This window comes from Nocardiopsis sp. MT53 (assembly GCF_019598965.1).
In the GTDB taxonomy this organism is placed as follows: domain Bacteria; phylum Actinomycetota; class Actinomycetes; order Streptosporangiales; family Streptosporangiaceae; genus Nocardiopsis; species Nocardiopsis changdeensis.
Genome location: NZ_CP080599.1, coordinates 3,194,435 through 3,207,196 on the forward strand (window position 1 = coordinate 3,194,435; position 12,762 = coordinate 3,207,196).

Genomic DNA, 12,762 nt, shown 5'->3' on the forward strand with positions numbered 1-12,762 from the left:
ACATGCGCACGTTCGACCGTCACGGCGTGCACATCGAGCGGTGTGACGGGTGCCAGGGCATCTTCCTGGACCGAGGCGAGCTCGAGCGCATCGTCGAAGCCGAGAAGCGCCACTACAGCTCGACCCCGCCGCCCGACCCGCAGGCCCCGCCGCCCTCCGGCGGCTACGTGCCCCAGGGCCAGCCCCGGCCGGGCTACCCGACCCCCGGGTACCCCGACTCCCCCCGCGGATACCGTCCCGGCTACCCGGACTCCCCGCGCGGCTACAGCGACTCGCCGCGCCCCTACCGGCGCCGCCGGAAGAGCTTCCTCGAGGACCTCTTCGACTAGAGAAACCACCCCGTGCACCCGCTGATCTGTACTCACTGCGGGGAATGGGACCCGACCCCCGACACCTCGTCGGGGGTCTCCGTGTTGCTGTGCCGCTTCTGCGGCCGCACCCGCCCCTTCCTCCGCCTCCCGCTCTACTGCGTCTCCGGCCCCAGCGGCACCGGCAAGTCCACCGTCGCCGGGCTGCTGCTGGAACGCCTGCGGGACCGGTTCGTCGTGCTCGAACAGGACCTGCTCTGGGTGGGGGGCCTGCGCGACCCCGCCGACCACCACCGCCTGTTCCGCTCCACCTGGCTGCGCACCGCCGCCATGGTGCAGCAGAGCGGGCGGCCGGTCGTGCTGTGCGGGACGGTCGTCCCCCCGGAGTTCGAGCCGCTGCCCGAGCGGGCGCTGTTCGACGGCGTCCACTACCTGGCGCTCACCTGCGACCCGCGGGTACTGGCGGAGCGGCTGCGGTCCCGGCCCGCCTGGCGGGAGTGGGACGAGGAGCGCATCGCCGAGACCCTGGAGTTCGCCGCCTGGGTGGAGCGCGAGGCCGACCGGCTCGAACCGCCGCTCACCCTCGTGGACACCACCGACGCCGGACCGGAGGCCACCGCCGACCGCGTCGCCGCCTGGGTCGGGGACCTGGACGCGGCCCGGAGCACCGCCCCCTGACGGGCGGTCGGCCCTCCCGGCGCGGGGCCGCCGCGGCACGGGAAGGGCCCCGGACCGTGCGGTCCGGGGCCCCGGTGCGTGTTCGGCTGATCATTCCGGGTCGCGGTCGCGAGGCCGCTCCCGGCATTCGGCGCAAGCGCCGGACCGCTCGAAGGCATCCACCGAACACGCCCTCGCGTCATGCGGGGATCAGAAGTCGAAGCCTCCGAAGTCGCCGCCCCCGCCGAAGTCGCCCCCGCCGAAGTCACCGCCCCCGAAGTCCCCCTCGGCACCGACGTCGCCGGTGGCGTCGCCCATGCCCATGCCCATCCCCATGCCCATCATGGACCCCATCATCTGGCCCATCATCATGCCGGTGAACATGCCCATCATCATGTCCATGCCGAAGTAGCCGCCCGCGTAGGGCGAGTAGGCCGGGCCCGCGTCGTAGTACGGGACACGGCGGCCGTCGACCTCGACCATGCGCACGTCGTCGGGGTTCATGCCGCTCTTGACCGCCTGGGCGCAGGACGCGCAGGCCGTGACCGAGCGGGGCGAGCCGCCGGGCGGGGCCCAGGTGACGTCCTCCACCGACGGGCCGTGCTGCGGGTTGAAGAAGCAGGGCCCGCGCCGGTCCGGCACCGGCGTCCCGTTGAGCCGGGCGCGGGTGGCCGTCATGTAGTAGCGGCCGTCCTCCAGGGAGTTGGTGACCTGGCGGATCTCCTCCGGCTCGCGGATGGTGTCCAGCCGGGTCTTGGCCTGGTCGTAGGCGTCCATGGCGCGCGAGTAGTCGGTGCGGGTCTCGTCGTCGACCGCGGACAGGTCGATCTCCAGCCGCGCGACGTCCTCGCCCAGGCGCACGACGTCCTCGGTGGCCATCTGCTTGATCTCGGCCAGCTGCTTGGCCTTGAGCTCCTCGCGCTTGCGGCGGTTGTTGCGGACGACGAGGAAGATGCCGCCCGCGACCAGCACCGCGACGACGAGCAGGATCCACAGCGTGGTGGTCCCGGCCGCGGCGGCGTCCTCGACCTCCTGGGCGGCGTCGGGGACCGCGACCAGGGTGTCGACCTGGTTGCCGCCCCCCTCGCGCAGGGCGACCTCGCGGATGGCCTCGGTGTCCTCGACGTTCGGCGACAGGACGCGGAACTCCTCCGAGCCCGCCAGCACGCCGTACAGGCCGTCGCCCACGTCGGACATGACCGGCTCCATCAGCGCGTTGAGCGCGGAGTCGGAGCCGACCGCGTCGGTGGGCAGGATCACGTAGTAGACAGGGGTGTCGGCCCCGGCCGCGGCGGCCTCCAGGGCGCTCTCCTCGGCGGCGGGGATGGCGTCCCCGACGGCCGGGTCGATGAAGACGCCGTCGTCCTCCAGCTCCTGGACGATGGCGTTGCTCTCCGGGGGCTGCACGGTGTCGGCGGCCGCGGGCATCACCGCGGCGCTCACCACCGCGGTCGCGATCCCGGCGGTCAGCACAGTGGGTGTTACCAAGCGGCGCAACATGTCGTTCCTCTCGCTTCCCTCACACTCCAGGGACGAACGGGGTGCCCCCGGGGTTCCCATCGTGACGGTTCTCTCCGGTGACGCGAAACGGCCCGCCGGTGTTCCGGCGGGCCGTTTCGGCGCAGGGCGCGGGAGGGCTACTCCTTCGCGGCGCCCGCGGGCACCTTGGCGACCTCTTCGGCCCCCTCGCGGTCGGCACCGTCCTCGGCGGTGGGCTCGTCCAGCGGCACGAACCCGGAGGCGTCGCGCGGCGCGTTGTAGCGGGCCACGTCCAGGATGCCCTCGCGCTTGGCGACGATCGCCGGGATGAGGGCCTGGCCGGCCACGTTCACCGCGGTGCGGCCCATGTCCAGGATCGGGTCGACGGCCAGCAGCAGGCCGACGCCCTCCAGGGGCAGGCCCAGGGTGGACAGGGTCAGGGTCAGCATGACCGTCGCGCCGGTGGTGCCGGCGGTGGCGGCCGAGCCGATGACCGACACGAACACGATGAGCAGGTAGTCGGTGATGCCCAGGGAGATGTCCGGGAAGAACTGGGCGATGAAGATCGCCGAGATCGCCGGGTAGATCGCGGCGCAGCCGTCCATCTTGGTGGTCGCGCCGAACGGCACCGCGAACGCGGAGTAGTAGCGCGGCACGCCCAGGTTCTGCTCGGTGACCCGCTGGGTGACCGGCATGGTGCCCATCGAGGAGCGCGACACGAAGGCCAGCTGGATCGCGGGCCAGGCCCCGGTGAAGTACTTGACCGGGGACAGGCCGTTGACGCGGGCGAGCACCGGGTAGACGACGAACAGTACCAGGGCGAGGCCGAGGTAGACGGTCAGCGTGTACTTGCCCAGGGCGCCGATGGTGGTCCAGCCGTAGCTGTAGACGGCGTTGCCGAGCAGGCCGACGGTACCGATCGGGGCCAGGCGGATGATCCACCACAGGGCCTTGAGGACGACCTGGAGGGCCGACTCGGTGAACGAGATGAACGGCTCGGCGGCCTTGCCGGTCTTGACGGCGGCGATGCCCAGGACGATCGCGATGACGATCAGCTGGAGCACGTTGAAGCCCAGCGAGGTGCTCAGGGTGCCGTCCTCGGCGGCGGAGGTGTCGGCGGCCAGGCCGAGGAAGTTCGCGGGCACCAGGCTCTCGATGAACGCGAGCCAGGAACCGCTGCCGGAGGGCTCGGCCACGGTGCCGGGGTCGACGGAGCTGTTCACGCCGGGGCGGACCACCAGGCCCAGGGCGATGCCGATCGCCACCGAGACCAGGGCGGTGACGGCGAACCACAGCAGGGTCTTCCAGGCCAGCCGCGCGGCGTTGGTGACGTTGCGCAGGTTGGCGATGGAGGAGATGACGGCGAGGATGATCAGCGGCGGGACGACCGTCTTCAGCAGGGAGACGAACGTGCTGCCGATGGTCTGGAGGGTGACGGCGAGCCAGTTGGGCTCCTCGCCGGCGGGGCCGATCTGGAGGGCGACGAAGCCCAGGACCAGGCCCAGGACCAGGCCGAGGAGGACCTGGACGCCGAACGACGGGAGCCGCAGGCGGCGCCGGGGCTTGACCGTGGCGGTCTGTGCGGACACGGAAGTGACTCCAAGCGGTGGGTGCACCGGAGCACGGGCACGCCGCGGCGGTCGGCCTGTGGGCGTGCGGATCTCCGGCTCGGGGAATGTGTGCGGGTGTCACCGGAGAAGAGGTGACGTGCGGAGGCCCGCCCCGGAGAGGGCGGGCAGGGGAAGGGTGTGCGGCGCTTCGCCCGGACGGGCGCGCGTGGACCTAGCTACACGCCTGACAACCGCGACGGCACAGGTCGATGTGCCAGCGGCGGGTCAGTCCCCAGATGTTCGTCACAAGGGGGAACGATATACGCCCTTTCCTCCCTTTTCCAGGGGGGTTCGGTCGGGGTTTCCCACATCCGATGACCGGATCGCCGTCCCTATCGGGCTTCCCGCCGCCCGGCCCGCCCGGGGGTGCGGCGAGAATCACCCTCCGGCGGGTGTCGGTGGCATGATTTCCGGATACCACCCCGGTGAGGTGATGGACATGGCTACTGTCGGCGATGAGAACGATCCGATGATCGGAGACGAGATGTCCGCACCCACTGTGGCGAGGGCCGAGACCGCCGGCGAGCCGTTGCCGTGGTCCCTGCTCCAGCCCCCTCCCGGCGGGTTCACCGCCGAGGACCTGGACCGCATCCCGGATCTTCCGCCGCACACCGAACTCATCGACGGAAGCCTGGTCCTGGTGAGCCCCCAGAAGCTGTTCCACATGCTGGTCATGGACGTCCTGCGCGACGGCCTCAAAGCGACCGTCCCCGATCACCTCAAGGTGGCGTGGGAGTTCTCGGTGGTCCTCGCCGAGAGACAGCGTCCGGAGCCCGACGTGCTGGTCGTGCGCAAGGAGGCGTTCGCGCGGCTCGAACAGACCTGGTTCCCGCCCGAGGCGGTGGAACTCGTCGTCGAGGTGGTCTCACCCGAGTCGGTCGACCGCGACCGGGAACGCAAGCCGCAACTGTACGCCAAGGCGGGGATCCCGCACTTCTGGCGGGTGGAGCAGGAGGGGGACGAGGCGGTGGTCTACGCCCACGAGCTGGATCCGGCCCGCGGTGAGTACGGAAAGCCCTCCATCCACCGCAAGAGGCTGGAGCTCTCCGCCCCGTACCCCGTCGACATCGACCTGTCCGACATCCTGAACCGCTGATCCGACACGGAGCGGGGAGGCACCGCCGGTGCCTCCCCGCTCGCGTTCAGGGCCCTAGGCGTCCTTGATCTCGCAGATGACGGCGCCGTTGCCGACGGCCTCGCCCGGGCCCACCTTCAGGCCGGTCACGGTTCCGGCCCTGTGCGCGGTCAGCGGCTGCTCCATCTTCATGGCCTCGATGACCACGACCGTGTCGCCCTCGGACACCTCCTGGCCCTCGGCCGCGACGACCTTGACCACGGTGCCCTGCATGGGCGACACCAGCGCGTCGCCGCTCGCCGCGGCGGCCGTGCCGCCGCCGGAGCGGGAGGCGCGCTTTTTGCGGCCGCCCGCCGGGGCGGGGGCCGCGCCCACGTTGAGGGAGGCGGGCAGCACCACGTCGATGCGCTTGCCGCCGACCTCGACGGTCACGGTCTCGCGAGCGGCCGGGGCGGCCTCGCCCGGGGTGCCCGCCCAGGGCTCGATCCGGTTGTCGAACTCGGTCTCGATCCACCGGGTGTACACCCCGAACGGCTCGTCCGGGTCGGCCGGGGCGAACGCCGGGTCGGCCACCACGGCCTGGTGGAACGGGATCACCGTGGGCATGCCGCCCACCGTGAACTCCGCCAGCGCCCGGCGCGCCCGCTCCAGCGCCTGGGTGCGGGTGCGCCCGGTGACGATCAGCTTGGCGACCATGGAGTCGAACGCCTGCGGCACCGTGAACCCCGCCTCGCAGCCGGTGTCCACGCGCACGCCCGGCCCGCCCGGCAGGGCGAACTCGGTGATGGTGCCCGGCGCGGGCATGAAGTTCCGCCCCGGGTCCTCGGCGTTGATCCGGAACTCGAAGGAGTGCCCGCGGACCTCGGGGTCCCCGTAGCCGAGCTCCTCGCCGTCGGCGACGCGGAACATCTCCCGCACCAGGTCGATCCCGGTGACCTCCTCGGTCACCGGGTGCTCGACCTGGAGGCGGGTGTTGACCTCCAGGAACGAGATGGTGCCGTCCACCCCGACGAGGAACTCGCAGGTCCCCGCGCCCACGTAGCCGGCCTCCTTGAGGATGGCCTTGGACGCCGAGTACAGCCGGTCCATCTGGTCGGGGGTCAGGAACGGCGCCGGGGCCTCCTCCACCAGCTTCTGGTGGCGGCGCTGCAGCGAGCAGTCGCGGGTGGACACCACGACGACGTTGCCGTGGGAGTCGGCCAGGCACTGGGTCTCCACGTGCCGGGGCTTGTCGAGGTAGCGCTCCACGAAGCACTCGCCGCGCCCGAACGCGGTGACGGCCTCGCGCACCGCGGACTCGTAGGCGTCGGGGACCTCGTCCAGGGTGTGGGCGACCTTGAGCCCGCGCCCGCCGCCGCCGAACGCGGCCTTGATCGCGATGGGCAGCCCGTGCTCGCGCGCGAACTCCACGACCTCGTCGGCGGAGGCGACGGGGTCGGGGGTGCCCGCGACCAGGGGGGCGCCGACCTTCTGGGCGATGTGGCGGGCCTGGACCTTGTCGCCCAGGGCGGTGATCGCGGAGGGGGGCGGCCCGATCCAGGTGAGCCCGGCGTCGATGACGGCCTGGGCGAAGTCGGCGTTCTCGGCCAGGAACCCGTAGCCGGGGTGCACGGCGTCGGCCCCCGACTCGGCGGCGACGGCCAGCAGCCTGCCGATGTCCAGGTAGGAGTCGGCGGGGGTGGAGCCGCCCAGGGAGTAGGCCTGGTCGGCGACCTTGACGTGCAGGGCGTCCAGGTCGGGTTCGGCGTAGACGGCGACGCTGTCCAGCCCGGCGTCGCGGCAGGCGCGGGCGATGCGCACGGCGATCTCGCCGCGGTTGGCGATCAGAACTTTACGCACGGTGGAGATCCTTCTGCTGTGGGTGGGGCGGATGCGCCGGCCGCCACCCTGGGAGTCCGGGTAGTGGCGGTGTCACCGCAGGCTCGTGCGCCAGGCGCCGGGGCCGGGGCGCAGCGGGGTGCGCAGTCCCCGGGCGCGTTCGCGCCAGGCGGAGGTGCGCTCCTGCCGGTCCGGGGCCCGGGCCGCCGCGCGGGCGGCCGCGGCGCGTGCGGCGAGCACCGCGGTGAGGGCGGCGATCTCCTCCGCGGTGGGCTCACCGCGGACGACGACCAGGTGCGGCGGTGTGTGCTGCGCGCTCACAGCGGGATGTTCCCGTGCTTCTTGGGCGGCAGCTGCGCGCGCTTGTTCGCCAGCGCACGCAGCGCCTTGGTGATCTGGACCCGGGTCTCCGACGGCAGGATGACCCCGTCGACGTAGCCGCGCTCGGCCGCCGAGTAGGGGTTGAGGAGGGTGTCCTCGTACTCCCCGATGAGGCGGGTCCGCTCGGCCTCCACGTCGTCGGCGGCCGCGAGGGTGCGCCGGTGCAGGATGTTCACCGCGCCCTGGGCGCCCATGACGGCGATCTGCGCGGTGGGCCAGGCGAGGTTGATGTCGGCGCCCAGGTGCTTGGAGCCCATGACGTCGTAGGCGCCGCCGAACGCCTTGCGGGTGATCACGGTGATCAGCGGGACGGTGGCCTCGGCGTAGGCGTAGAGCAGCTTGGCGCCGTGGCGGATGATGCCGTCCCACTCCTGGTCGGTGCCGGGCAGGAAGCCGGGCACGTCCACGAAGGTCAGCACCGGGATGTTGAACGCGTCGCAGGTGCGCACGAACCGGGCGGCCTTGACGGAGGCGTCGATGTCGAGGCACCCGGCCAGGCTCATGGGCTGGTTCGCGATGATGCCGACGGAGCGCCCGTCCACGCGGCCGAAGCCCACCACCATGTTGGTGGCGAACATGGCGTGGACCTCCAGGAAGTCCCCGTCGTCCAGGACCGTTCCGATGACGGTCCGGATGTCGTAGGGCTGGTTGGCCGAGTCGGGGACGAAGGCGTCCAGAGCCAGGTCGGCGTCGTTGACCTCCTCGCCGGGGTCCTCCTCGGGGGGCAGGACGGGGGCGTCCTCCAGGTTGTTGCCGGGCAGGTGCGCCAGCAGGGCCTTGACGTAGTCGAGGGCGTCCTGCTCGTCGGCGCCCATGTAGTGGGCGACGCCGGACCGGGTGTTGTGGGTGCGCGCCCCGCCCAGCTCCTCCATGGAGACGTCCTCGCCGGTGACGGTCTTGATGACGTCGGGGCCGGTGATGAACATCTGCGAGGTCTCGTCGACCATCACGATGAAGTCGGTGAGGGCGGGGGAGTAGACGTGGCCGCCGGCGGCGGCGCCCATGATCACGGAGATCTGCGGGATGACGCCGGAGGCGTGGGTGTTGCGCTTGAAGATCTCGGCGTACAGGCCCAGGGAGACGACGCCCTCCTGGATGCGCGCCCCGCCGCCCTCGTTGATGCCGATGACGGGGCACCCGTTGGTGAGGGCGTGGTCGAGGACCTTGCAGATCTTCTCACCGTAGACCTCGCCGAGCGATCCGCCGAAGACGGTGACGTCCTGGCTGAACACGGCGACGGGGCGGCCGTCGACGGTTCCGTAGCCGGTGACGACCCCGTCCCCGTAGGGGCGGTTGGCGTCCAGTCCGAAGTTGGTGGACCGGTGGCGGGCCAGGGCGTCCAGCTCGACGAACGACCCCGGGTCGAGCAGGGCGTCGATGCGTTCGCGGGCGGTCATCTTGCCCTTGGCGTGCTGTTTCTCGACGGCGCGCGCGGATCCCGCGTGGACCGCCTCGTAGCGTCGCCGCTGCAGGTCGGCGAGCTTGCCCGCGGTGGTGTGGATGTCGATCTCGTCCGCGGGCAGTGGTTCAGGGGCTTCGGTGGCCATAACTACGCAGGTTAACTCCGCGGGGCGGGTCGGCGCGGACGCGCCCTGTGGTTACTGGTCAGTAACATCCGGCTCCCGGGGGCGGCCGCGGCGGGCCGGGCCGGGGTCGGGAACGTGATCGGCTGTGAATTCCGCGCACTTCTGGAACAATTGTTAACGCCAAGGCAAAGGCTCGGAAATGCGCCCCCGGGAACGCTCCGGAAGAACCGTTCTCTGTAGTGTCGGCCCTATGACAGCGGTAAGCGCAGAGCGCGACAGTGCGCGCCAGGAAGTGCCCGAACAGCTCAGGAATGACGTCAAGCTGCTCGGTGAGATGCTCGGAACCGTGCTCAGGGAGAGCGGCGGCGAGGATCTGCTCGCCGATGTCGAAAAACTCCGTCATGCGGTCATCGGCGCCCGCGACGGTTCCGTCACCGGCGAGGAGATCACCGCATTGGTGGCCGCCTGGCCCCTGGAACGCGCAAAGCAGGTCGCGCGCGCCTTCACCGTCTACTTCCACCTCGCCAACCTGGCCGAGGAGCACCAGCGCATGCGCACGCTGCGCGAGCGCGACGACGCAGCCAACCCGCCCCGCGAGTCCCTGGCCGCGGCCGTCCGCGCCGTCCGCGAGGGCGCCGGGGGAGAGGAGCACCTCGACGCGCTGGTCGCGGGCATGGAGTTCCACCCTGTGCTCACCGCCCACCCCACCGAGGCCCGCCGCCGCGCCGTCTCCACCTCCATCCTGCGGATCAGCGCCCAGCTCGACGCCTGGCACGGCGCCCACGAGGGCAGCACCGAGGCCGCCGAGGCGCACCGCCGCCTGCTGGAGGAGATCGACCTGCTCTGGCGCACCTCCCAGCTGCGCTACACCCGGCTCGACCCGCTCGACGAGGTGCGCACCGCCCTGGCGGCCTTCGACGAGACCATCTTCTCCGTCATCCCGCACGTCTACCGCTCCCTGGACCGGGCCCTGGACCCCGAGGGCACCGGTGTCCGCCCGCCCCGGGCCGTGCCGTTCGTCCGCTACGGGACCTGGATCGGCGGCGACCGCGACGGCAACCCCTACGTCACCCACGAGGTGACCCGCGAGGCGGTGCGCATCCAGTCCGAGCACGTGCTGCGCGGCCTGGAGTCCGCCTGCGACCGGATCGCCCGCACCCTCACCGCCTACGGCAACCTCACCCCCGCCTCGCAGGCCCTGCTCGACGCGCTCTCCTCGGCCCGCGCCGGACAGCCGTCGCTGCTGGCGGAGATCTCCGACCGCTCGCCCAACGAGCCGCACCGCCGGTTCCTGCTGTACGCCGCCGCCCGGCTGCGCGCCACCCGCGAGCGCGACGCCGACCTGGCCTACCCGAACGCCGAGGCGTTCCTCGCCGACCTGCGCACCGTCCAGGAGTCCCTGGCCGCCGCCGGGGCGAACCGGCAGGCCTACGGCGAGCTCCAGCACCTCGTCTGGCAGGCCGAGACCTTCGGGTTCCACCTCGCCGAGCTGGAGATCCGCCAGCACAGCGAGGTGCACGCCGCGGCCCTGGCCGAACTGCGCGAGCACGGCCCCGACGGGGAGCTGACCGAGCGCACCCGCGAGGTCCTGGACACCATCCGGGTCGTCTCCTGGATCCAGGAGCGCTTCGGAGTGGAGGCCTGCCGCCGCTACATCGTCAGCTTCACCCGCTCCGCCGACGACATCGCCGCCGTGTACGAGCTGGCGGAGTACGCGCTGCCGGCCGACCGCCGCCCCGTCCTCGACGTCATCCCGCTCTTCGAGACCGGCGCCGACCTGGACGCCTCCCCCGGCGTCCTGGACGGCATGCTCGGACTCCGCCAGGTGCGGGAGCGCCTGGAGCAGAGCGGCCGCCGCGTCGAGGTGATGCTCGGCTACAGCGACTCCGCCAAGGACGTCGGCCCGGTCAGCGCCACCCTGCGGCTGTACGACGCCCAGGCCCGGCTGGCCGACTGGGCCCGCCGCCACGACGTGCGCCTCACGCTGTTCCACGGCCGCGGCGGCTCCCTGGGCCGCGGCGGCGGCCCCGCCAGCCGCGCCCTGCTCGCGCAGGCGCCCGGCTCGGTCGACGGCCGGTTCAAGGTCACCGAGCAGGGCGAGGTCATCTTCGCCCGCTACGGCCAGGCCGACCTGGCCCGGCGGCACATCGAGCAGGTCGGCCACGCCGTCCTGATGGCCTCCACCGACGAGGTGCAGGAGCGCGAGCGCTCCGCCGCCCTGAAGTACCGGCCGCACGCCGACGCCATCGGGGCCGCCGCCCAGCGGGCCTACCTCGACCTCATCAACGCCGACGGGTTCGCCGCCTGGTTCTCCCGGGTCAGCCCGCTGGAGGAGCTGGGCGAGCTGCGGCTGGGCTCGCGCCCGGCCCGCCGCGGCGCCGCCCGGGGGCTGGGCGACCTGCGCGCCATCCCGTGGGTGTTCGCCTGGACCCAGACCCGGGTCAACCTGCCCGGCTGGTACGGGCTGGGCACCGGCCTGGCGGCCGTGTCCGACCTGTCGCTGCTCCAGGACGCCTACCGCGAGTGGCCCATGTTCTCGTCGCTGCTGGACAACGCGGAGATGAGCCTGGCCAAGACCGACCGCACCATCGCCGAGCGCTACCTCGCCCTGGGCGGCCGGCCCGAGATGAGCGAGCGGGTCCTGGCCGAGTACGACCTCACCCGCGACCTGGTGCTGCGGGTGACCGGGCACTCCCGGCTGCTGGAGACCCGCCGCGTGCTCTCGCGCGCGGTGGACCTGCGCAACCCGTACGTGGACGCGCTGTCCCACCTCCAGCTGCGGGCCCTGGAGGCGCTGCGCTCGGAGGACGCCGCGACCCTGTCGCCCGAGGACCAGCAGCACCTGGAGCGGCTCCTGCTGCTGTCGGTCAACGGCGTCGCCGCCGGGCTCCAGAACACCGGCTGACCGCCCGCTCCCGCGCGAGGCCCGCCCCGGCCCCCTCGGGGGCCGGGGCGGGCCGGCCGGGCACGGTGTCCCGGCGGGGTTCCGGCGCTGCTGTAATGGGGGTATGGCCGCAACCGAGGACCCCTTCCCGCGCCCGCCGCTCGACCCGGCGGCGCTCAACGCCGGACTCGTCCGCCCCGGCGGCATGTGGGAGCGGATCGAGGTGGTGCCCGAGGCCGGGTCCACCAACACCGAGCTGGCCGCCCGCGGCCGCGCCGGGGCACCGCACGGCAGCGTGCTGGTGGCCGAGCACCAGAGCGCGGGCCGCGGCCGGATGGGGCGCGGCTTCAGCACCCCGCCGCGCGCCGCCCTCACCGTCTCCCTGCTGCTGCGCCCCGACGTGCCGCCCGCCCGGCTGGGCTGGCTGTCGGCGCTGATGGGCGTGGCCGCGGTCGGCGCCGTGCGCAGCACCACCGGGGTCCGGGCCGCCCTCAAGTGGCCCAACGACCTGCTGGTCCCCGAGGCGTTCCGCGCCCGGCCGGGTGGCGGCGACGGCAAGCTCGCCGGGATCCTCGCCGAGGTCGACTTCTCCTCCGGCGACCCGGCCGTGGTCGTCGGCATCGGGCTCAACGTCTCCCAGGCCCCCGACGAGCTGCCCGTGGACACCGCGGTCTCCCTGCGCGGGGAGGGCGCCGCCGACCTCGACCGGGGCGTGCTGCTGGCGTCCCTGCTCGGCGGGTTCGAGGAGCTGTACACGATGTGGGCGGCGGCCGGCGGCGACGCCGAGCGCAGCGGCCTGGCCGCCGTCTACCGCGACGTCTGCACCACCCTGGGCCGGCGGGTCCGGGTGCACCTGCCCGGCGACCGGATCCTGGAGGGCGTCGTGACCGCGATCGACGCCGAGGGGCGGCTGGTGGTCGACGGACCCGAGGGGGAGCGGGCCCTGAGCGTGGGCGACGTCGTGCACGTGCGCCCCGCGGGCTGAGGCCGGCCGGGGCGGGGCCCGTGGGGAACGTTCCGGGGA

General features: G+C 72.8%; 10 protein-coding genes. 5 read left to right on the plus strand and 5 right to left on the minus strand.

Translation table 11 applies throughout. The features are described from left to right. Nucleotides 1–2: 2 nt before the first annotated feature. Nucleotides 3–329 (plus strand): zf-TFIIB domain-containing protein, encoded by a 327-nt coding sequence (locus K1J57_RS14255; RefSeq protein ID WP_255647050.1) that lies wholly within the window; start codon nucleotides 3–5, stop codon nucleotides 327–329. A gap of 12 nt (nucleotides 330–341) precedes the next feature. Then, complete coding sequence (locus tag K1J57_RS14260; protein ID WP_220564895.1) at nucleotides 342–986, plus strand: AAA family ATPase; 645 nt, start codon at nucleotides 342–344, stop codon at nucleotides 984–986. 189 nt (nucleotides 987–1,175) lie between these two features. On the opposite strand, the gene K1J57_RS14265 is transcribed toward K1J57_RS14260, so the two are convergent. Next, nucleotides 1,176–2,465: a chemotaxis protein CheA gene (locus K1J57_RS14265; protein ID WP_370634661.1), complete on the minus strand. Its 1,290-nt coding sequence runs from the start codon at nucleotides 2,463–2,465 to the stop codon at nucleotides 1,176–1,178. A gap of 137 nt (nucleotides 2,466–2,602) precedes the next feature. Then, nucleotides 2,603–4,033, minus strand: coding sequence for a dicarboxylate/amino acid:cation symporter (locus tag K1J57_RS14270; protein ID WP_220564896.1), 1,431 nt, complete (start codon nucleotides 4,031–4,033; stop codon nucleotides 2,603–2,605). 505 nt (nucleotides 4,034–4,538) lie between these two features. On the opposite strand from K1J57_RS14270, the gene K1J57_RS14275 reads away from it, so the two are divergent. Further along, complete coding sequence (locus tag K1J57_RS14275; protein ID WP_255647051.1) at nucleotides 4,539–5,150, plus strand: Uma2 family endonuclease; 612 nt, start codon at nucleotides 4,539–4,541, stop codon at nucleotides 5,148–5,150. 54 nt (nucleotides 5,151–5,204) lie between these two features. Here K1J57_RS14275 and K1J57_RS14280 read toward each other — a convergent pair whose 3' ends face one another. The 3 genes from K1J57_RS14280 to K1J57_RS14290 form a co-directional block, all read right to left on the minus strand. Beyond that, nucleotides 5,205–6,968, minus strand: coding sequence for a biotin carboxylase N-terminal domain-containing protein (locus tag K1J57_RS14280; RefSeq protein ID WP_220564898.1), 1,764 nt, complete (start codon nucleotides 6,966–6,968; stop codon nucleotides 5,205–5,207). A gap of 72 nt (nucleotides 6,969–7,040) precedes the next feature. Continuing rightward, nucleotides 7,041–7,268, minus strand: a complete 228-nt coding sequence (locus K1J57_RS14285) for an acyl-CoA carboxylase subunit epsilon (protein ID WP_220564899.1) — start codon at nucleotides 7,266–7,268, stop codon at nucleotides 7,041–7,043. Continuing rightward, nucleotides 7,265–8,875, minus strand: a complete 1,611-nt coding sequence (locus K1J57_RS14290) for an acyl-CoA carboxylase subunit beta (protein ID WP_220564900.1) — start codon at nucleotides 8,873–8,875, stop codon at nucleotides 7,265–7,267. Before K1J57_RS14290 ends, K1J57_RS14285 begins: the two co-directional genes overlap by 4 nt. A gap of 313 nt (nucleotides 8,876–9,188) precedes the next feature. On the opposite strand from K1J57_RS14290, the gene K1J57_RS14295 reads away from it, so the two are divergent. Further along, nucleotides 9,189–11,759: a phosphoenolpyruvate carboxylase gene (locus K1J57_RS14295; RefSeq protein ID WP_255647176.1), complete on the plus strand. Its 2,571-nt coding sequence runs from the start codon at nucleotides 9,189–9,191 to the stop codon at nucleotides 11,757–11,759. Between the two features lie 103 nt (nucleotides 11,760–11,862). Then, entirely contained in the window at nucleotides 11,863–12,723 is an 861-nt protein-coding gene (locus K1J57_RS14300) for a biotin--[acetyl-CoA-carboxylase] ligase (protein WP_220564902.1), read from the plus strand. Nucleotides 12,724–12,762: the final 39 nt, after the last annotated feature.